This is a genomic window from Streptomyces vulcanius (genome assembly GCF_042653945.1).
In the GTDB taxonomy this organism is placed as follows: domain Bacteria; phylum Actinomycetota; class Actinomycetes; order Streptomycetales; family Streptomycetaceae; genus Streptomyces; species Streptomyces mangrovi.
This window is the reverse complement of sequence record NZ_JBHSFK010000010.1, coordinates 191,742-211,648: the sequence shown is the minus strand read 5'-3', so window position 1 is coordinate 211,648 and position 19,907 is coordinate 191,742. Positions and strand designations below refer to the sequence as shown.

The following is a 19,907-nucleotide window of genomic DNA, read 5'->3' as shown; positions in this document are numbered from 1 at the left end:
CCTCACGTCCAGGTGATCAGTCGCTTCGGCTGTTCCAGGATCGCCCCCACGTCCGCGAGGACCTTGGAGCCCAGTTCGCCGTCGACCAGGCGGTGGTCGAAGGAGAGCGCCAGGGTGGTGACCTGGCGGGGCTTCACCTTGCCCTTGTGGACCCACGGCTGGAGCTTGATCGCACCGACCGCGAGGATCGCGGACTCCCCGGGGTTGAGGATCGGCGTGCCGGTGTCGACGCCGAAGACGCCCACGTTGGTGATCGTCACCGTGCCGCCCTGCATGGCCGCGGGGGACGTCCTGCCCTCGCGGGCCGTGGAGACCAGCTCGGCGAGCGACTCCGCCAGCTCCGGCAGCGTCTTCGCGTGCGCGTCCTTGATGTTCGGGACCAGCAGCCCCCTGGGGGTCGCGGCGGCGATGCCCAGGTTGACGTAGTGCTTGACCACGATCTCCTGGGCGGCCTCGTCCCAGGACGCGTTGATCTCCGGGTGCCGCCGGATCGCGACCAGCAGCGCCTTGGCGATCAGCAGGAGCGGGTTGACCCGCAGTCCCGCCAACTCCTTGTCCGCCTTCAACTCCTCGACCAGCTTCAGCGTGCGCGTCACGTCGACCGTCACGAACTCGGTGACATGCGGCGCGGTGAACGCCGAGCCGACCATGGCCGCGGCCGTCGCCTTGCGGACACCCTTGACCGGGACACGGGTCTCGCGTGCCGCGTCGTACGTCGGCGCCATGGCCGGTACCGGAGCGGTGACCGGGGCCTGGGCCGGGGCCTCCGGTGCGGGTGCCGGGGCCGGTGTCGCCGCCGCGTGGACGTCCTCGCGGGTGATGACGCCGTCCGGGCCGGTGGGCACGACCGTGGTGAGGTCCACGCCCAGGTCCCTGGCCAGCTTGCGTACCGGCGGCTTCGCCAGCGGGCGCTCCCGGATGTCGGGCGCCTCCGCCGGATGGCTGTGACCGTGGCCGTTCAGCTCGGCCTGGACCGCGGCAGCGGCAGCGGCCGCAGCGAGGGGCGGAGTCGCTGCGGGGGCCGGAGTCGGGGTAGGCGCCGGCGTAGGCGTCGGCTCCTGGGCCGGGATGCCCGGGGTCTTGCGGGGGCGGCGCTTGGTGGAGGAGGCGGCCACGCCGTAGCCGACGAGGACCGGCTGGCGGCCGGAACCCGCGGGCTTCTTCTCCTCCGGGGCGGAGACCGGCGCGGGTGCCGACGCCGGTGCCTCCTCGGGAGCGGCCCCGCCGGACACATCCACCGCGATGATCGACGTGCCCACGTCGACCGTGGTGCCCTCGGGGAAGTGGAGGGCGCGGACCACACCGTCGTAGGGGATGGGGAGTTCCACGGCGGCCTTGGCCGTCTCGACCTCGCAGACCACCTGGCCGTCGGTCACGGTGTCGCCGGGCTGGACGTACCACTTGAGGATCTCGGCCTCGGTGAGGCCCTCGCCCACGTCCGGCATCCGGAACTCTCGTACGGATGCTTCCGTCATCGTCGTCACGACCCTCTCCTCAGTACGCCAGGGCACGGTCGACGGCGTCGAGCACCCGGTCCAGGCCCGGCAGGTACTCCTCCTCCAGGCGGGCCGGCGGGTACGGGGCGTGGTAGCCGCCGACCCGGAGTACCGGGGCCTCCAGGTGGTAGAAGCAGCGCTCGGTGATGCGGGCGGCGATCTCCGCGCCCGAGCCGAAGAACACCGGGGCCTCGTGGACCACGACCAGACGGCGGGTCTTCTCGACCGACGCCTGGATGGAGTCGAAGTCCAGCGGGGACACCGAGCGCAGGTCGAGGACCTCCAGGGACTTGCCCTCCTCGGCCGCCGCGTTCGCCGCCTCCTGGCACAGCTTCACCATCGGGCCGTAGGCGGCGAGGGTGAGGTCGGTGCCCTCGCGGACCACGCTGGCCTTGTGGAGCGGGCCGGGGATGGCTTCGGTGCCGACCTCGCCCTTGTCCCAGTAGCGGCGCTTGGGCTCGAAGAAGATCACCGGGTCGTCGCACTGGATGGCCTGCTGCATCATCCAGTACGCGTCGGACGCGTTGGACGGCGACACGATCTTCAGGCCCGCCACGTGCGCGAAGAGCGCCTCGGGGGACTCCGAGTGGTGCTCGACCGCGCCGATGCCGCCGCCGTAGGGGATGCGGACGACGACCGGGAGCTTGATCTTACCCAGGGAGCGGGCGTGCATCTTGGCGAGCTGGGTGACGATCTGGTCGTAGGCCGGGAAGACGAAGCCGTCGAACTGGATCTCCACCACCGGGCGGTAGCCGCGCAGCGCGAGGCCGATCGCGGTGCCGACGATGCCGGACTCGGCGAGCGGGGTGTCGATGACGCGGCTCTCGCCGAAGTCCTTCTGCAGGCCGTCCGTCACCCGGAAGACGCCGCCGAGCTTGCCGACGTCCTCGCCCATGACGAGGACCTTGGGGTCGGTGTCCAGGGCGCGGCGCAGCGACTCGTTGATCGCCTTCGCCAATGCCATCGTCTCGGCCATCTCAGTGACCCCCCTCGTCTGCGAACGACGCCTGGTAGGCGGCGAACTGGGCACGCTCCTCGTCGACGAGCGCGTGCCCGTCGGCGTACACGTTCTCGAAGATGGCGAAGTGGTCCGGGTCCGGCATGGCACGGACCGCTTCGCGCACTCGCCTGCCCAACGCCTCGCTCTCCGTCTCCAGTTCCGCGAAGAATCCCTCGTCCGAGTGGTTTGCGGCTTCCAGGTGGCGGCGCAGCCGCAGGATCGGGTCCTTCGCCTCCCAGGCCTCGCGCTCCTCGTCGGCCCGGTACTTCGTCGGGTCGTCGGAGGTGGTGTGGGCGCCCATGCGATAGGTGTACGCCTCGACGAGGGTGGGGCCCTCGCCGTTGCGGGCCCGCTCCAGGGCCCAGCGGGTGACCGCGAGGCAGGCCAGGACGTCGTTGCCGTCCACCCGGACGCCCGGGAAGCCGTAGCCCTGGGCGCGCTGGTAGAGCGGCACGCGGGTCTGCTTCTCGGTCGGCTCGGAGATCGCCCACTGGTTGTTCTGGCAGAAGAACACCACGGGCGCGTTGTAGACCGCGGAGAAGGTGAAGGATTCGGCCACGTCACCCTGGCTGCTGGCGCCGTCGCCGAAGTAGGCGATCACCGCGCTGTCCGCGCCGTCCTTGGCGACGCCCATGGCGTAGCCGGTGGCGTGCAGGGTCTGGGCGCCGATGACGATCGTGTAGAGGTGGAAGTTGTTGCCGTTCGGGTCCCAGCCGCCGTTGTTCACGCCGCGGAACATGCCGAGCAGATTGGTGGGGTCGACCCCGCGGCACCAGGCGACACCGTGCTCGCGGTAGGTCGGGAAGACGTAGTCGTCGTCGCGCAGCGCCCGGCCCGAGCCGATCTGGGCGGCCTCCTGGCCGAGCAGCGACGCCCACAGGCCCAGCTCGCCCTGGCGTTGCAGGGAGGTGGCCTCGGCGTCGAAGCGGCGGGTGAGCACCATGTCGCGGTACAGACCGCGCAGCTCTTCGGGGGTGACGCCGTTGACGTACTTGTCGTATGTGGCGTTCTTGACGCGCTCGCCCTCGGGCGTCAGCAGTTGTACGAGTTCGGGCTCGGCATTTGGCGAATTCTTTGCGGTCGTTCGCTTGCCGGCCGTGCTCTTGGTACCGGCGCTGCGTCGCGGCTTGCGCGGGGCAGTGCTCTCCACGGTCACGTGTGCTCCTCCGTCGGTCCGGCCACCCGGGTTCGCCGGGCGCCAGTGCGGCTCACCCGCACCCCCGCCGCCACACAGGGTGGGTGCGGCGTCGTCGGGCGCGGGCGTGACAGGTGCCCCGGCGAGCGCCCTGCAAACAGGCACGTTACCCAGTAGGCCACAATTCTGTGAAACCCCTCCTGACCTGCGTTTTTGCTTGGATTTCCAAGTAAATGCGCGAAATCGGGAAGTTTTCCTGGTCACAGCCTTGCAGGGGGCCGGAACAACGGCACGTTATCCCGGTGACCCACGCCACGGGAAGAGTCCGCCCCCGGCTGCCAGAAGGCTGCCGGGGGCGGATGTGTCACGTTTGCGGTTGTGGAGGCGTTCGGCGTGTCGTGGCCGGATCCATGCGGTCGGGTGCGACTGCCGGGGGACGGTCAGGTCGCGTTGCCGAGACCGCCCAGGGTGGTGTTGCCCTGGGTCGTGCCGCCGTCCGTGGTGCCCTGGTCGGTGCCCTCGCTGGTGCCGCCGTCGTCCGTGCCGGCGTCACTGCTCTGCGTGTCGGTCGGCTCGTCCGAGACCTCCGGCGACGACTGCTCCTCGCTCGGCGAGCTGGAGGGGCTGGTGTTGTTGCTCGGATTGGACGGCGAGTACGACGGCGAGTACGACGGCGAGTAGTTCGAACCGTCGTTCGAACCCGTGCCGGTGTCCGAGTTGTTGTCCGACGGTTCGTCGCTCGGCTCGTCACTCGGCGTCTCGCTGGCCGACTCGTCGGTCGCGGACGGCGTTGCGCTCGGCGACTTCGTGGTGTCGGTGTCGCCGCCGGTCGAGCCCTGGTGGTTCAGTGCCAGCGCGACGCCCGCGGCGATGGCGATCACCGCGAGGACGGCCAGGATCCACAGCTTGCCGCGACCGCTGCCCCGGTTGCCGTGGCCCTCGAAGCCGCCCTCGTCGCCGCCGCCGTAGCCCGTGGGCAGGATCGGCTGCGGGATCTGCGAGGTGCTGGAGCCGTCGTGCTGCGGCAGCACCGCGGTCCCGGCGTAACCGCCGACGGCCGCACCGCCGGAGGCCGGCGTGACCGGGCCCGTGTTCCAGGTGCCGGTGTGGGCGCCCTGGTCGTACAGCATCTGCAGCCCGTACTGGATGAGTCCGCGCATCTCCTCGGCCGTCTGGAACCGGTCGTCCGGCTCCTTGGCGAGAGAACGCATGACGAGCCCGTCGAGTTCCGGCGGGGCCTCGCCGCCCGAGGTCTGCGAGGGCGGCACCGGGATGTCCTGGACATGCTGGTAGACCACCGACAGCGGGGTCTCGCCGATGAACGGCGGACGCAGCGCGAGGAGTTCGTAGAGGAGGCAGCCCGTCGCGTACAGGTCCGAGCGGTGGTCGACGGCCTTGCCGAGCGCCTGCTCCGGGGAGAGGTACTGGGGCGTGCCCATGACCATGCCGGTCTGCGTCATCGTCGTCGACGCGCCGTGCAGGGCGCGCGCGATGCCGAAGTCCATCACCTTGACCGCGCCGTTGTGCGTGATGATCACGTTCGCCGGCTTGATGTCGCGGTGCACGATGCCGTGCTGGTGCGAGTAGGCGAGCGCCTCCAGAACGCCGGAGACGATGATCAGGGCCTGCTCTGGCCCGGGCGCCTCCGCGTTGAGCAGCAGGTCGCGGATCGTCCGCCCCTCGACGATCTCCATGACGATGTACGGCACGCTCTGGCCGCCCACGAAGTCCTCGCCGGAGTCGTACACGGCGACGATCGAGTGGTGGTTGAGGCCGGCCACCGACTGCGCCTCGCGCGTGAAGCGGGCCTTGGAGGTGGGGTCCTCGGCGAGGTCGGCGCGCAGCAGTTTGACCGCGACGGTACGTCCGAGCCGTACGTCCTCGGCCGCGAACACCTCGGCCATGCCGCCCCGGCCGAGTCTCCGGGTCAGCCGGTACCGGCCGTCACCGACCAGCCCGCCGTTGCCCCAGTTCTCCGGCGCGTCTGACATACCGCCGCCAGCCGCCTCGGGGTCGGACGGGCCCTGAGCGCGCTGCTGTGCCATCAGTCCTCGCCGTCGTTTCTGCCCGCGGTGCGCGCGGTGTTGTCACGGTCTCCGTCGGCCACGCTACAGCCTCCGCGCAAGCCTCCGGTCCGGGATGAGCCCCTGACGAGCCCCGCAACCGGGTCCGAGCCGGATCGGCCATCAAACCCGTACGGCGGTACAGCGTGCAAATTCCGTGTACCGCCCGTACGGCACCTGTAACGCTTCCGCGACGCTTGTTTCTCGTAGGGTCACGGAACGGGCACCGCGCTTGACGTGTCAGTGGCCTGCGGCAGACTTGGCCGGGAATAGCACTTTCGATCACCGAGAGTCCTCGATCAACGACAGTCGACGGCGCCTGAAGGCCCACGGGGGAAGCGGAACATGAGCCAGGACGGCGCACAAAGCCCTTACGCGGGGCGGGCGATCGCCGGTGGCCGCTATCAACTGCGCGACCTGCTCGGCCAGGGCGGCATGGCCTCGGTGCACCTCGCCTACGACTCCGTGCTCGACCGGCAGGTCGCGATCAAGACACTGCACACCGAGCTCGGCCGCGAGCAGGCATTCCGGGAGCGCTTCCGCCGCGAGGCCCAGGCAGTGGCCAAGCTCACGCACACCAACATCGTCTCGGTGTTCGACACCGGCGAGGACGACGTGGGCGGTCTGACCACGCCGTACATCGTCATGGAGTACGTCGAGGGCCGCCCGCTCGGCTCGGTGCTCGACGAGGACGTACGGCGGCAGGGCGCGATGCCCGCCGACAAGGCGCTGAAGATCACCGCGGATGTGCTGGCCGCGCTGGAGATCAGTCACGAGATGGGGCTGGTCCACCGCGACATCAAGCCCGGCAACGTGATGATGACCAAGCGCGGGGTCGTCAAGGTGATGGACTTCGGCATCGCGCGCGCCATGCAGTCCGGGGTCACCTCGATGACCCAGACCGGCATGGTCGTCGGCACCCCGCAGTACCTCTCCCCGGAGCAGGCCCTGGGCCGCGGCGTGGACGCGCGCTCCGACCTCTACTCGGTCGGCATCATGCTGTTCCAACTGGTCACCGGGCGGATCCCGTTCGACGCGGACTCGGCGCTGGCCATCGCGTACGCGCATGTGCAGGAGGAGCCGGTGGCGCCCTCCTCCATCAACCGTTCGCTGCCGCCGGCCGTGGACGCGCTCGTCGCCCGCGCGCTGAAGAAGAACCCGAACGAGCGTTTTCCGACCGCCGTCGCCATGCGCGACGAGTGCCTGCGCATCGCCGCCTCCGTCCAGGCGGCCCCGCCGAGCATCGTCCCGGGCGCCCCGGCGCAGAGCGGCTCGGGCGTCGGCTCCGCGGTGTTCCCGCCGGTCGGCCCGGGCACCGCGCCGCCGGTGGGTGCGGTCCAGACCCCGTACCAGCCGCACCGGACACCGCCCCCCAACCCGTACGGCACGCCCGCGCCGCCGACACCGCCTGCTGCGGCATACGGCTATCCGCAGCAGGGCGGCTACCAGACACCCCAGACGCCCGCTCCGGGGTACGGGCACCCGCAGGGGCCGCACACCCCGCCCGGGTACGGCCTCTCCCCGCAGCCCGCCGCCCCGGGCGGCGGGGGCCGGGGCAGCAAGCAGGTCGTCGTCGGCTCGGTCCTGGTCGCGGTGGTGGCGGTCGGCGCGCTGCTGCTGAGCCTGGCGCTCAACGGCAGCGGCGATTCCGAGGACGGCGACGGCGGCTCCAGCGCCTCGGCATCGGCGACCAAGGCGGCGGGCTACCGCGGTCCGGACGCGTCCAGGACGATCGATCCGACGGAGTGCTCCGAGCCCGAGGAGTCGTACAACGACCCCGACAAGATCGAGATGCCGAACTTCAGGTACAAGGACATCGACTCGGTCAAGGCGTGCTTCCAGGAAGCCGGCTGGAACTACAAGATCACCCACGTCGACGAGAACACGTACGGCGACGGCGCGGTCATGGACCAGTTCCCGTCCGCCGGGACGGACGTCGACCCCGAGGACATGCCGGAGATCGAGGTCAAGGTGTCGACGGGGAACCCGGCGTCCTGAGGGCGAGCACCGTTGCAGTACTAGAAGGGCCCGGCACATCGGCCGGGCCCTGTGGTGTGTAGCGCTCTCGGTGGTTTCTACAGGTACGGTCCGCCGGAACGGCCGCCCGTGCGCGGGTCGTCGCCGCCCTCGTGACCCACTCCCGGCGGCAGCGCGCGGCGCATCTGCTCCAACTGGGCGCGCGCGGCCATCTGCTGGGCGAAGAGCGTGGTCTGGATGCCGTGGAAGAGGCCCTCCAGCCAGCCCACCAACTGGGCCTGCGCGATCCGCAGTTCCGAGTCGCTGGGTGTCGACTCCTCGTTGAACGGCAGGGAGAGTCGCTCGAGTTCCTCGACGAGCTCCGGCGCCAGGCCGTCCTCCAGTTCCTTCACCGAGCTGGCGTGGATCTCCTTGAGCCGCACCCGGCTCGCCTCGTCCAGGGGGGCCGCGCGCACCTCCTCCAGCAGCTGCTTGATCATGCTGCCGATCCGCATGACCTTCGCAGGCTGCTCGACCTGCTCCGTCACCGGGATCTCACGGGAGTCGTCGTCTGCGTCGACACCACCGAGCGCCATGCCGTCCTGGCCCACGACCAGGATCCGCTGGGCGTTCTCCGGCGACCTTTCGTTCCTCGGCATCTCCATGCCGTCATTCTCTCGCACCCGTACACCTCACCACGGGGGCGCCCCCCTGGAAAGATGATCCAACTTTCCACACGGCCCAGTCCGGAATGCGCTCATCTGCGATGGATGTGAGCCTGATCCCGTGACTCGATGGCACCGGGGCCTGTACACAACAGCAATCGGAGCGACCCTCCTGCTCCCCTGGCTCCCCCCCGCACACGAAGCCACGGGGCGAGAGCCCACGCAGGAGGCGGCGCTCGCGCGCGCGACCGGTAGCCCGCGGCCCTCTTCCTCCTCCCGTGAACCCGATCGGGCCGGTAGCCGGGCCGGGGAGGGCCGGGTCCGGCCCGGGCGGGAGGACGCAGAGGACGCAGAGGACGCAGAGGACGCAGAGGACGCAGAGGACGCCGACGACGCCGACGACGCGGACACCGGTGCGGAGGAGGGCGTACCGGAGGACGACGACGAGGCGGACGAGGCGGACGGTGGCGGTGAGGAGTCCGGGGAGACGACCCCGGAGGGCGCCGTCCCGCCACAGACGCCCGTGCCGTCGCGGGACGCCGTACCGCGGGCCGCGCCGGGGGAGGCCGACGGGCCCGTGCTGCGGATCCTGCCGCTCGGGAGCGGGCTCGTGCTCATCGGACTCGGGCTGGCCCTCGGCCTGGCCGCGCTGCGCCTGCGGCGGAGCTGAGTGACCCGCGCGGGCTACGGCACGACCAGCAGCACCTTGCCGACGTGACCGCTGTCCTCGACCAGCCGGTGCGCGCCGGCCGCGTCGGACATCGGCAGTTCGCGGTCGACGACCGGGCGGACCTGGCCCGCGGCGATCAGCGGCCACACATGCTCGCGTACGGCGGCGACGATCGCCGTCTTCTCCCCCAGCGGGCGCGCCCGCAGCGAGGTCGCGCTGATCGTCGCCCGCTTGCCCAGCAGGGCGCCGATGTTCAGCTCGCCCTTGACCCCGCCCTGCATGCCGATGATCGCGAGCCGGCCGTTGACGGCGAGAGCGCGGACGTTGCGCTCCAGGTACTGCGCACCCATGTTGTCGAGGATGACATCAGCGCCCGCACCCCCCGTCGCCTCCTTCAGCTCGGCGACGAAGTCCTGCTCGCGGTAGTTGACCAGGATGTCGGCGCCCAGTTCGGCGCAGCGGTCCAGCTTCTCCTTGGTGCCCGCGGTGACCGCGACCCGCGCTCCGACCGCCTTGGCCAGCTGGATCGCCATGGTCCCGATGCCGCTGGAGCCGCCGTGCACGAGGAGCGTCTCGCCGGGGAGCAGACGGGAGATCATGAAGACGTTCGACCAGACCGTGCAGGTCACCTCGGGGAGCGCGGCGGCCCGCTTCAGATCGATCCCGTCCGGCAGCGGCAGCAGCTGCCCGGCCGGTACGGCGACCTTCTCGGCGTATCCGCCGCCCGCGAGCAGCGCGCACACCTCGTCGCCGACGGCCCAGCCGGAGACCCCGGGCCCGAGCGCGGCGATCCGCCCGGAGCACTCCAGGCCGGGGTACCGGGACGCGCCGGGCGGCGGGTCGTAGAAGCCCTGCCGCTGCAGGATGTCGGCACGGTTGACGGCCCCGGCCACCACCTCGACCAGGACCTCGCCCTCGCCGGGTACGGGATCGGGGACCTCGTCCCACACAAGCGCCTCGGGACCACCAGGTTCGGAAATCGTGATCGCATGCATGCGCCCGACGCTACCGCTCGGCCCCTGTCCGCCGGCCACCGGGAAATCGGCGTGCGATCACCGATGAGTTCGGGAGACGGTAAAGGTCTCCCCATGCGTGGCCCAAGTACTGCTCGGCTCAAGCCCGCGGAAGGACTCCTCATGACCCCGCACACCGCAGACCTGGCGATAGAGACCGCCGGTCTGGTGAAGACATTCGGCGCGACCAGGGCCGTGGACGGCGTCGACCTCGCCGTGCCCACGGGCACGGTCTACGGCGTCCTCGGCCCCAACGGCGCGGGCAAGACGACCACCGTGAAGATGCTCGCCACCCTGCTGCGGCCCGACGGCGGCGAAGCCCATGTCTTCGGCCACGACGTCGTACGGGAGGCCGACGAGGTGCGTGGCCTGGTGAGCCTCACCGGGCAGTACGCGTCCGTGGACGAGGACCTCACCGGTACCGAGAACCTGGTGCTGCTCGGCCGCCTCCTCGGGCACGGCAAGAAGGCGGCGCGGGAGCGGGCCGAACAGCTGCTGGCCGCGTTCGGGCTGTCGGACGCGGCCGGAAAGCAGGTCAAGCACTATTCGGGCGGCATGCGGCGGCGCATAGACATCTCCGCGTCCATCCTCAGCACACCCCGGCTGCTCTTCCTCGACGAGCCGACGACCGGCCTCGACCCGCGCAGCCGCAACCAGGTGTGGGACATCGTGCGGGCGGTGGTCGCCCAGGGCACGACCGTGCTGCTGACCACGCAGTACCTGGACGAGGCCGACCAGCTGGCGTCCCGGATCGCGGTCATCGACCGCGGCCGGGTGATCGCCGAGGGCACCAAGGGCGAGCTGAAGGCGTCCGTCGGCGCCGGCTCCGTACACCTGCGGCTGCGGGACCCCAGGCAGCGTCCGGAGGCGGAGCAGGTGCTGCGGCTGGCCCTGGACGCCGAGGTGCAGCAGGAGCCGGACCCGGTGGCGCTGACCGCCCGCCTCGCGGCGGCGACCGGTGACTCGGCCGCCGGACAGGCAGCCCGCGCTCTCGGCGAACTGGCCCGCTCCGGGATCACCGTCGACAACTTCTCCCTCGGCCAGCCCAGCCTGGACGAGGTGTTCCTGGCCCTCACCGGACACGACACGACCGCGGACTCCGACAAGGACGCAAACAAGGACTCCGGCAAGCACTCCGACAACGACTCGGACAAGGACTCGAACAAGGACGAGGTGGCTGCATGAGCACCGCGACGACCACGGACAGCCAGGACCTCGCCCCCGTCAGCGCCGAATCGCTGGCCGCGCTGCTCGTGGCGGGCGAACGGCCGGCCCGCCCCAGCGCCTGGTCCACCTCCCTCACCTTCGGCTGGCGGGCCGTCCTCAAGATCAAGCACGTGCCGGAGCAGCTCTTCGACGTCACCGCGTTCCCGATCATGATGGTGCTGATGTACACGTACCTGTTCGGGGGCGCCCTGGCCGGGTCCCCGAAGGAGTACATCCAGTTCCTGCTGCCGGGCATCCTGGTGATGTCGGTCGTGATGATCACCATGTACACGGGCGTCTCGGTGAACACCGACATCGAGAAGGGCGTCTTCGACGGTTCCGCTCACTGCCGATCTGGCGGCCGTCGACGATGGTCGGCTATCTGCTCGGCGACGCGCTGCGCTACACCATCGCCTCCGTCGTGATGCTCGCCGTGGGGCTTCTGCTCGGCTATCGGCCGGACGGCGGGGTCGCGGGCGTCGTCGCCGGGATCGCCCTGCTGATCGTCTTCTCCTTCTCGTTCTCGTGGATCTGGACGATGTTCGGGCTGATGCTGCGCAGCGAGAAGTCGGTGATGGGCGTCAGCATGATGGTGATCTTCCCCCTCACCTTCCTGTCCAACGTGTTCGTCGACCCCCACACCATGCCGGGCTGGCTGCAGGCCTTCGTCAACAACAGCCCGGTCACCCATGTGGCGTCGGCGGTACGAGGGCTGATGGCCGGGGACTGGCCGGGCGCCGAGATCGCCTGGTCGCTGGGGTGGGCGGCCCTGTTCGTGCTGGTCTTCGGACCGATCACGATGCGGCTCTACAACCGCAAGTAACTAGGACGCGGCTGTACGACCGCACGGAGCGGCGGCTCAGTCCACGCGGACGATCGTGATCAGCCGGTCCATCGGCTCCAGCACCCCGATGGCGGGGTCGTCGTAGGCGAGAAGCCGATGGCCGCGTACGACGGTGACCACCAGGTCGGCCGTGTCGCGCGGGCCGCGGCCCACCTCCGCCTTGGTGACCGTTCGTTCGACCAGGTCAAGACCGCTGCCCTGCTGTATCAGATCCTCCATGACGAGGCCGGCCGACGGGCTGAGCACGGACAGCCCCAGCAGCCGGCCGGCCGCTCCGGCGCTGGTGATGACCTGGTCCGCGCCGGACTGCTTGAGCAGCGGCGCGTTCTCCTCCTCCCGCACCGCGGCCACGATCTTCGCGGCCGGGTTGAGCTGGCGGGCCGTCAGCGCCACCAGGACGGCCGTGTCGTCGCGCTGGGTGGCGATGATGATCCGGCCGGCCCGCTGCACCTCGGCCTGCCGCAGCACATCACTGCGGGTGGCGTCGCCGAGCACGCCCTCGTAGCCCTCCGCGGTCGCCGCGTCGATCACCTTCGCGCTGGGGTCGATCACCACGACCTGGTCCTTGCGCACCCCCGCCGCACAGGCTGTCCGGATCGCGGACCGGCCCTTCGTGCCGAAGCCGACGACGACAATGTGGTCGCGCAAAGGGAACCTCCAGGCTCGGGAACGGGTGTTGCTTCGTGACGGGCACGAACCCGCCGGGAACCATGGTGCCCAAGGAACCGATCACGGCCACAGGGGGCACGCTTTGAAGGACCAGGAACGACAGCCCGGCGGCCCGGCCAGGCTCTCCCTCGTCAGGTCCCTCTGGTACCGCTCCCGCAAGGAGGCACGGGACGACGCCGAGGCCGGACGCTCCATCACGATGCCCGTACGGGTCGGCGTACCGCCGCTCCAGCAGGTGCTGCGCCGCCTCGCCCTGGCCCTGTTCGTACTGGCCCTGACCACCCTGATCGTCTACTTCGACCACGACGGCTACAACGACAACTCCGACGGCTCCGTCGACTTCCTGGACTCGGCCTACTACGCCACCGTCACCCTCTCCACCACCGGCTACGGCGACATCACCCCGGTGAGCGACACCGCGCGGCTGGTCAACATCCTCGTCATCACCCCCCTGCGGGTGGTGTTCCTGATCATCCTGGTCGGCACGACTCTGGAGGTGCTGACCGAGCGCACCCGCCAGCAGGTCCGCATCCACCGCTGGCGGGTCCGCATCCGCGACCACATCGTGGTCGTCGGATACGGCACGAAGGGCCGCCACGCGGTGCGGACACTGGTCGGGCAGGGCATCGCCAAGGACCGGATCGTGGTCGTGGACGCACAGCGCAAGGCCTCCGACGCGGCGGGCGACGACGGACTGGTGACGGTCACCGGTGACGCCACCCGGTCGGAGACCCTGCTGAAGGCCGAGGTCCAGAACGCCACCCGGGTGATCGTCGCCCCGCAGCGGGACGACACCGCCGCCCTGGTCACCCTCACCGCGCGGCAGATGAACCGGCGCGCCACGATCGTCGTCGCCGCCCGGGAGGACGAGAACGTGCCCCTGCTCAAGCAGTCCGGCGCGGACACCGTGGTGACCAGTTCCTCCTCCGCCGGCCGGCTGCTCGGTGTCTCCATGGTCAGCCCGACCGTGGCGAAGACCCTGGAGAACCTGATGACGCTCGGCAGCGGTCTGGACCTGGTCGAACGCCCGGTGACCGAGAAGGAGACGGGGAAGACGCCCCGCGAGTCCGCCGACCTGGTGGTGGCCGTCGTCCGGGGCCGGGAACTCCTCGACTACACCGACCCCCGGCTCGCCATGCTCCAGCGGGGAGACCGCGTGATCACGGTCCGCCGAGCCGTCCCGGTGCCCGAACAGCCCTGACGACGTCGATGACGTTTCACGTGAAACAGGCGGCTTGTTGAAACCGGCGGCTTATTGAACAGGCGGCTGGTTTCACGTGAAACACGCGGCCATCCCCGCCGTCGCCCACGGCAGGTCGAGCAGCTCCGTCTCCTGACCCGCCCCGGCACCACCCGGCGGTACGACCGCGAGGGCGTCGGCCACCGCGATGCCCCGCAGCATCGCCGGGCCGTTGTAGTGCAGCGGCACGGCACGGTCGCCCCGCAGCACCACCGGTACGAGCCGGGTGTCGTACGGGTGCCCGTGCACCGCTTCCCGCACCGGCAGCGCGTACCGCACCCTGGCCGGGCGCCCGGCCAGGGTGCGCAGCAGGGGCTCCGCGAGCGTCAGTAGCGCGGAGACGGCCGCGAGGGGGTTGCCGGGCAGGCCGACGAGGTGCTGGCCGTCCTTGATGCGGGCCAGCAGCATGGGGTGGCCCGGGCGCACCTTGACGCCGTCGACGAGGAGCTCGGCCCCGACGCGGCGCAGTATCGGGTGGACGTGGTCGACGGGCCCCGAGGCGGTGCCCCCGGTGCTGACGATCAGGTCGGCGGTGGATGTGGTGACGGCCCGGTGCAGGGCGTCCGCGTCGTCGCCGAGCGCGCGCACCGCCAGGACCTCGGCGCCCAGGGCCCGCAGCCATGGGGGCAGCATCGGGCCGAGCGCGTCCCGGATGAGACCGTCGTGGGGACGGCCCTCGGTGAGCAGTTCGTCGCCCAGGACCAGTACCTCGACCCGGGGCCGCGGTACGGCGGCCAGCGTGTCGTAGCCGGCGGCTGAGGCGAGGCCGAGGACGGCCGGGGTCACCACCGCTGCGGCGGGCAGCAACTGGTCTCCGCTACGGCACTCCTGACCGCGTGGGCGGATGTCCTGGCCGTGGCTCATACCCCGGGTGGGGTGCAGCCGGCCTGTCTCGTCGGTGCGGCCGTGTTCGCTGCGCAGCACCGCCGTGGTGTCCGGGGGGATCCGGGCACCGGTGGCGATCCGGACGGCCTCGCCGTCGGCGAGGGGGGCGGGCGCGGCGCTTCCGGCGAGGACGCCCTCGTCCCGGATCCGCCAGGGGCCTGGGCCCGCGACCGCCCAGCCGTCCATCGCGGAGGTGTCGAAGGAGGGCAGGTCGGTGAGGGCGGTCAGGGGAGCGGCGAGGACGAGCCCGAGGGCGTCGGCCAGGGTCACGGATACGGGGGCTCGCCGGGCGGCACCGGCGCGGGCCGCGCGGGCGGCGGCCGTCCGGGCTTCGGGCCAGGGGGTGGCGCGGTGGCGGTGACCGTGGCCGGACGGGGCGGGCACGGCACCGCTGCCGTCCCGGGTGGGCCCCCTGCCGTCGTTCGCCAAGGCGAGCACCTCCTCGACGTCGAGATCCTCGGCGTCGAAGTACTCGGCTTCCCCGGCGCCGGAATCCCCGGCCTCGGGCGCCTCGGTGTTCTGGCCCTCGCGGATCCCGCGGGCCGTCATCCGGCGTCCGGTCCGGCGTCGCCGGACGTGGCCACGGTGTCCTTGTCGGCCCCCTTCTCAGCCTCCTCCGCCCAGCGCAGCGCCAGGGCGGCGGCCTTGCGGGCGGCTTCGGCGACCGCCTCGGAGCCGCCCCCTGCCCGCGCCGCCGCGTAGCCGACGAGGAACGTGGTCAGCGGGGCGGCGGGCCGGGCGACGCCGTGCGCGGCGTCACGGGCGAGGTCGAGGAGGACGCCGGTGTCGACGTCCAGGTCGATGCCCAGCTCGTCCTTGACTGCGGAGATCCATTCATCCAACACGTGGTCATGCTCCCTGATGCGTGCCCTGGCGGTGGCGATGTCGTCCCAGGTGTCGCAGTCGAAGGACGCGACGGGGTCGGGGACGCGGGTGAGATCGAGCCCTGCGGTCAGCCGGCGCAGGGGCAGCCCGGCGAGGCCGCCGTGGGCGGTGGTGAGCAGCGCCAGTTCGCGGCGCAGGGCGGCCGTGCGGTACGCGGCGACCAGCGGCTGGTCGCGGCCGTCGGCGTCGGTGAGCAGCGCGCCCTCCGCCCGGCCGGCCCGCAGGGCGGCCAGCAGCCGCCGTACGGTGTCCGCCGCGAGGAAGGGCAGGTCGGCGGAGAGGACGAGGACGTCGTCGGCGGTGGTCCTGCGCAGACCGGCGTCGAGCGCGGCGACGGGGCCCGCGCCGGGCGGCTCCTCGCGTGTCCAGCGCACCGGCCGTGACGTGGGCCGGGGAGCGGCCACGACGACGGTGGTGTGCGCGTCGGCGCAGGCCGCGAGCACCCGGTCGAGCAGCGCGCGTCCGCCGACCCGCACGCCCGGCTTGTCGGCCCCGCCGAGGCGACGGGCGCCGCCGCCGGCCAGCACGACGGCGTCGTGGGCTGTGGGGGGCGCGTACGACGTCACCCCCCGAGTATGCGGGCCCGCGCCGCCGCCGCGTGCACCCAGCTTCACGGGGAACGCAGGGGTGGCGCAGCGATCACAGGGTACGCAGCAGTACCGCCGGCTGTTCCACGCAGTCCGCCACATGGCGCAGGAAGCCGCCCGCCGTGCCGCCGTCGCAGACCCGGTGGTCGAAGGTGAGCGAGAGCTGGACGACCTGGCGCACGGCCAGCTCGCCCTCGTGCACCCATGGCTTGGGGACGATACGGCCGACGCCGAGCATGGCCGCCTCGGGGTAATTGATGATCGGCGTGGAGCCGTCGACGCCGAACACGCCGTAGTTGTTGAGTGTGAAGGTCCCGCCGGTGAGCTCGCCGGGGGTGAGGCGTCCGGCGCGGGCCGTCTCGGTGAGCCGGGCGATCTCCGCGGTGAGCGCCTCGGCGCCCAGGGTGTGCGCGTCGCGGACGACGGGTACGACGAGCCCGCGCTCGGTCTGCGCGGCGAAGCCCAGGTGCACCTGGTCGAGCCGGACGACCTCCCTGGCCTCCATGTCGACCGTGGAGTTGAGCTCCGGGTACCGGGTCAGGGCGGCGGTGCAGATGCGGGCGAGGAGGGCGAGGAGGGCGATCTTCGGGCCCCCTGCCGCGTTCATGGCGGTGCGGGCGCGCATCAGCTCGGTCGCGTCGGCGTCCACCCAGCAGGTCGCGTCGGGGATCTCACGGCGGCTGCGGGACAGCTTGTCGGCGACGGCGCCCCGGACGCCCTTGAGGGGGGTGCGACGGCCGTCGGCGGGGACCGCCGTTTCAGGGGCGGGGGTGTGCAGCGCGTTCTCGACGTCCGCCCGCAGGATGAGGCCCTCGGGACCGGAGCCCTTGAGCTCCCGCAGGTCCAGTCCGTTCTCGCGGGCGAGGCGGCGCACCAGGGGCGAGATGACGGGCACGGGTCCGTCCGCCACCTTGACGTGAACGGCGGGCTCCGACTGGACCCGCTGTACCCGCCTGCGCCGCGCCGGTGCCTCCGAGGTGCCGTACCCCACCAGCACGTTGCCCGAGCCGCCCCCGGCCTCGCCGCCGGAGGCGGGTGTTCCGACGGCGACCGTGATCAGCGGGGCTCCGACGGGCAGTTCGGTGCCCTCCTCGCCGAAGCGGGCGGTGACGACACCGCCGTAGGGGCAGGGCACCTCGACCACCGCCTTGGCCGTCTCGACCTCGACGACCGGCTGGTCCACGGCGACGACGTCGCCGACCTGGATCAGCCAGCGCACGATCTCCGCCTCGGTGAGGCCCTCCCCGAGGTCGGGGAGCTTGAACTCCAGTACCTGTGCCATCAGTTCCCGGCCTCCCACTGCAGCCGTGCCACGGCGTCCAGGATGCGGTCGACGCCGGGCAGATGGTGGCGCTCCAGCATCGGCGGCGGATAGGGGATGTCGAAACCGGCGACGCGCAGCACCGGTGCCTCCAGGTGGTGGAAGCAGCGCTCCGTGACACGGGCCGCGATCTCCCCGCCGGGGCCGCCGAAGGAGCCCGACTCGTGGACGACGACCGCGCGGCCGGTGCGCCGTACCGAGGCGGCGACCGTGTCGTCGTCGAACGGCACCAGGGAGCGCAGGTCGACGACTTCGAGGTCCCAGCCCTCGGCGCGGGCCGCCTCGGCGGCTTCGAGGCAGACCGGCACGGACGGTCCGTAGGTGATCAGCGTGGCGCTGCGGCCCGGGCGGCGGACCACGGCGCGTCCGATGGGTTCAACGGTTGCCGGCTCCTCCGGGTTCCAGGAGTCCTTGGACCAGTACAGGCGCTTGGGTTCGAGGACGACGACCGGGTCGTCGGAGGCGATGGCGGCGCGCAGCAGGCCGTAGGCGTCGGCGACCGTGGCGGGCGTGACGACGTGGAGCCCCGGGGTCGCCATGTAGTAGGCCTCGGAGGAGTCGCTGTGGTGTTCGACGCCGCCGATGCCGCCGCCGTAGGGGACCCGGATGGTGACCGGCAGGGGCATCCGGCCGCGGGTGCGGTTGCGCATCCGGGAGACATGGCTGACGAGTTGTTCGAACGCCGGGTAGGCGAAGGCGTCGAACTGCATCTCCACGACCGGGCGCAGGCCGTACATGGCCATGCCTACGGCGGTGCCGAGGATGCCGGCCTCGGCGAGCGGGGTGTCGGTGCAGCGGTCCTCGCCGAACTCCTTCGCGAGGCCGTCGGTGACCCGGAAGACGCCGCCGAGGGTGCCCACGTCCTCGCCCAGGACGTGCACGGACGGGTCGGCGGCCATCGCGTCGCGGAGCGCGCGCGTGAGGGCCTGCGCCATGGTGGCGGGTTTGAGGGCGACGGTCGTCATCGGTGCCCGCCCTCCTGCCCGTCGCGCTCGGCGTCGAGCTCGGCCCGCAGCTGGGCCCGCTGTTCGCGCAGCTGCGGGGTGTCCTCGGCGTACACGTGGGCGAAGAGGTCCATCGGGTCGAGGACCGGGTCCTCGTTCATCCGGGCGCGCAGGTCGGCGGCCATCGTCTCGGCGGCGTCCCGGGCGGCCCGCTGGGTGTCCTCGTCGAGCAGGCCGCGGGCGGTGAGTTCGTGTTCGAGGAGCAGGATCGGGTCGTGTGCGCGCCAGGTCTCGACCTCGGCGTCGCCGCGGTAGCGGGTCGCGTCGTCGGCGTTGGTGTGTGCCTCGACACGGTACGTGACGGCCTCGACGAGGGTCGGGCCGCCGCCCTCGCGCGCGTGCCGTACGGCGTCGCCCAGGACCTTGTGCACGGCGAGGGCGTCGTTGCCGTCGACCAGGCGGCCCGGCATGCCGTAGCCGACGGCCTTGTGGGCGAGGGAGGGGGCGGCGGTCTGCTTGGCGAGCGGGACGGAGATCGCGAAGCCGTTGTTCTGGACCAGGAAGACGACCGGGGCCTGCCAGACGGCGGCGAAGTTCAGCGCCTCGTGGAAGTCGCCCTCGCTGGTGCCGCCGTCGCCGACCATGGCGAGCGCCACCACGTCGTCACCCTTGAGACGGGCGGCGTGCGCGAGGCCCACGGCGTGCGGGAGCTGGGTGGCGAGCGGCGTGGACAGGGGGGCCACGCGGTGCTCGTACGGGTCGTAGCCGGTGTGCCAGTCGCCGCGCAGCAGGGTGAGGGCGGCGACCGGGTCCACGCCGCGGGCGACCACCGCGAGGGTGTCGCGGTAGCTGGGGAAGAGCCAGTCGCGGTCCTGAAGGACCAGCGCGGCGGCGACCTCGCAGGCCTCCTGGCCGGTGCTGGAGGGGTACACGGCGAGCCGGCCCTGTTTGGTGAGGGCGGTCGCCTGCGCGTTGTAGCGGCGGCCGAGCACCAGCTGGGCGTGGAGCCGGCGCAGCAGCTCCGGGTCGGCCCCGTGGGCCGCCTCGGTGCCGAGGACGCGGTACGGCTCGGTGTCGGGCAGCAGCGGACCGGGGTCGGTGCGGGGCTGCCAGGCGGGCGGCGGGGTCGGCCGGTACGCGCCCCGCTGCTCCATGACCGTCATGACGGCACCTCCTCGTGAGGGCGGCTGTGGGAGGCGGGGCGTTCTGTGACCCGTCTCACCTACCGATTGTTCGGTCGTCGGCACATTTTGGCTACAGGCCCCCTCAGGCTGTGGACAAACGGTTCTCCACAGCCTGAGATGGACGCAGTACGTCCATGGCGGAGA

General features: G+C 71.8%; 15 protein-coding genes and 2 pseudogenes. 5 read left to right on the top strand and 12 right to left on the bottom strand.

The window, feature by feature from the left end; translation table 11 throughout:
- Positions 1–2: 2 nt before the first annotated feature.
- The 4 genes from ACFPIH_RS17760 to ACFPIH_RS17745 form a co-directional block, all read right to left on the bottom strand.
- Positions 3–1,484, bottom strand: a complete 1,482-nt coding sequence (locus tag ACFPIH_RS17760) for a dihydrolipoamide acetyltransferase family protein (protein WP_381170917.1) — start codon at positions 1,482–1,484, stop codon at positions 3–5.
- Between the two features lie 10 nt (positions 1,485–1,494).
- A complete protein-coding gene (locus ACFPIH_RS17755) occupies positions 1,495–2,472 on the bottom strand; it encodes an alpha-ketoacid dehydrogenase subunit beta (RefSeq protein WP_381170919.1) in 978 nt (325 codons plus the stop codon).
- Between the two features lies 1 nt (position 2,473).
- Entirely contained in the window at positions 2,474–3,652 is a 1,179-nt protein-coding gene (gene pdhA / locus ACFPIH_RS17750) for a pyruvate dehydrogenase (acetyl-transferring) E1 component subunit alpha (RefSeq protein WP_381170921.1), read from the bottom strand.
- 419 nt (positions 3,653–4,071) lie between these two features.
- Positions 4,072–5,679: a protein kinase domain-containing protein gene (locus tag ACFPIH_RS17745; RefSeq protein ID WP_465270373.1), complete on the bottom strand. Its 1,608-nt coding sequence runs from the start codon at positions 5,677–5,679 to the stop codon at positions 4,072–4,074.
- Between the two features lie 360 nt (positions 5,680–6,039).
- Here ACFPIH_RS17745 and ACFPIH_RS17740 point away from each other — a divergent pair, with 360 nt between their 5' ends.
- Positions 6,040–7,692: a Stk1 family PASTA domain-containing Ser/Thr kinase gene (locus tag ACFPIH_RS17740; protein ID WP_381170925.1), complete on the top strand. Its 1,653-nt coding sequence runs from the start codon at positions 6,040–6,042 to the stop codon at positions 7,690–7,692.
- Positions 7,693–7,769: 77 nt separating this feature from the next.
- Here ACFPIH_RS17740 and ACFPIH_RS17735 read toward each other — a convergent pair whose 3' ends face one another.
- A complete protein-coding gene (locus ACFPIH_RS17735) occupies positions 7,770–8,315 on the bottom strand; it encodes a bacterial proteasome activator family protein (protein WP_381170927.1) in 546 nt (181 codons plus the stop codon).
- 121 nt (positions 8,316–8,436) lie between these two features.
- On the opposite strand from ACFPIH_RS17735, the gene ACFPIH_RS17730 reads away from it, so the two are divergent.
- On the top strand, positions 8,437–8,985 hold the full coding sequence (locus ACFPIH_RS17730; protein WP_381170929.1) for a hypothetical protein: 549 nt from the start codon (positions 8,437–8,439) through the stop codon (positions 8,983–8,985).
- Between the two features lie 14 nt (positions 8,986–8,999).
- On the opposite strand, the gene ACFPIH_RS17725 is transcribed toward ACFPIH_RS17730, so the two are convergent.
- Positions 9,000–9,980 (bottom strand): NAD(P)H-quinone oxidoreductase, encoded by a 981-nt coding sequence (locus tag ACFPIH_RS17725; RefSeq protein WP_381170931.1) that lies wholly within the window; start codon positions 9,978–9,980, stop codon positions 9,000–9,002.
- Positions 9,981–10,121: 141 nt separating this feature from the next.
- On the opposite strand from ACFPIH_RS17725, the gene ACFPIH_RS17720 reads away from it, so the two are divergent.
- Positions 10,122–11,183, top strand: coding sequence for an ATP-binding cassette domain-containing protein (locus tag ACFPIH_RS17720; protein ID WP_381170933.1), 1,062 nt, complete (start codon positions 10,122–10,124; stop codon positions 11,181–11,183).
- A pseudogene (locus ACFPIH_RS17715) lies at positions 11,180–12,027 on the top strand (ABC transporter permease). Before ACFPIH_RS17720 ends, ACFPIH_RS17715 begins: the two are co-directional and overlap by 4 nt.
- Before the next feature lie 36 nt (positions 12,028–12,063).
- Here ACFPIH_RS17715 and ACFPIH_RS17710 read toward each other — a convergent pair.
- Positions 12,064–12,708: pseudogene (locus tag ACFPIH_RS17710) on the bottom strand (potassium channel family protein); the annotation flags it as partial.
- Between the two features lie 91 nt (positions 12,709–12,799).
- Between ACFPIH_RS17710 and ACFPIH_RS17705 the strand changes: the two are divergent.
- Entirely contained in the window at positions 12,800–13,918 is a 1,119-nt protein-coding gene (locus tag ACFPIH_RS17705) for a potassium channel family protein (protein ID WP_381170935.1), read from the top strand.
- A gap of 72 nt (positions 13,919–13,990) precedes the next feature.
- On the opposite strand, the gene ACFPIH_RS17700 is transcribed toward ACFPIH_RS17705, so the two are convergent.
- From ACFPIH_RS17700 to pdhA (ACFPIH_RS17680), 5 genes are all read right to left on the bottom strand, one after another.
- Positions 13,991–15,391 (bottom strand): molybdopterin molybdotransferase MoeA, encoded by a 1,401-nt coding sequence (locus tag ACFPIH_RS17700; protein ID WP_381170937.1) that lies wholly within the window; start codon positions 15,389–15,391, stop codon positions 13,991–13,993.
- Complete coding sequence (locus ACFPIH_RS17695; protein ID WP_381170938.1) at positions 15,388–16,293, bottom strand: NTP transferase domain-containing protein; 906 nt, start codon at positions 16,291–16,293, stop codon at positions 15,388–15,390. Before ACFPIH_RS17695 ends, ACFPIH_RS17700 begins: the two co-directional genes overlap by 4 nt.
- Before the next feature lie 73 nt (positions 16,294–16,366).
- On the bottom strand, positions 16,367–17,596 hold the full coding sequence (locus tag ACFPIH_RS17690) for a dihydrolipoamide acetyltransferase family protein (RefSeq protein WP_381170940.1): 1,230 nt from the start codon (positions 17,594–17,596) through the stop codon (positions 16,367–16,369).
- Positions 17,596–18,600 carry an alpha-ketoacid dehydrogenase subunit beta gene (locus ACFPIH_RS17685; protein WP_381170942.1) on the bottom strand — a complete coding sequence of 335 codons (1,005 nt, stop codon included), beginning with the start codon at positions 18,598–18,600 and terminating at the stop codon, positions 17,596–17,598. The genes ACFPIH_RS17690 and ACFPIH_RS17685 overlap by 1 nt, the downstream gene beginning before the upstream one ends.
- Entirely contained in the window at positions 18,597–19,742 is a 1,146-nt protein-coding gene (gene pdhA / locus ACFPIH_RS17680; RefSeq protein ID WP_381170944.1) for a pyruvate dehydrogenase (acetyl-transferring) E1 component subunit alpha, read from the bottom strand. Before pdhA (ACFPIH_RS17680) ends, ACFPIH_RS17685 begins: the two co-directional genes overlap by 4 nt.
- Positions 19,743–19,907: the final 165 nt, after the last annotated feature.

Coding starts and splice junctions, on each gene's coding strand:
- pdhA (WP_381170944.1), bottom strand. CDS start 19,742: ATGACGGTCATGGAGCAGCGGGGCGCGTACCGGCCGACCCCGCCGCCC.
- ACFPIH_RS17690 (WP_381170940.1), bottom strand. CDS start 17,596: ATGGCACAGGTACTGGAGTTCAAGCTCCCCGACCTCGGGGAGGGCCTC.
- ACFPIH_RS17740 (WP_381170925.1), top strand. CDS start 6,040: ATGAGCCAGGACGGCGCACAAAGCCCTTACGCGGGGCGGGCGATCGCC.
- ACFPIH_RS17720 (WP_381170933.1), top strand. CDS start 10,122: ATGACCCCGCACACCGCAGACCTGGCGATAGAGACCGCCGGTCTGGTG.
- ACFPIH_RS17685 (WP_381170942.1), bottom strand. CDS start 18,600: ATGACGACCGTCGCCCTCAAACCCGCCACCATGGCGCAGGCCCTCACG.
- ACFPIH_RS17755 (WP_381170919.1), bottom strand. CDS start 2,472: ATGGCCGAGACGATGGCATTGGCGAAGGCGATCAACGAGTCGCTGCGC.
- ACFPIH_RS17735 (WP_381170927.1), bottom strand. CDS start 8,315: ATGGAGATGCCGAGGAACGAAAGGTCGCCGGAGAACGCCCAGCGGATC.
- ACFPIH_RS17700 (WP_381170937.1), bottom strand. CDS start 15,391: ATGACGGCCCGCGGGATCCGCGAGGGCCAGAACACCGAGGCGCCCGAG.
- ACFPIH_RS17725 (WP_381170931.1), bottom strand. CDS start 9,980: ATGCATGCGATCACGATTTCCGAACCTGGTGGTCCCGAGGCGCTTGTG.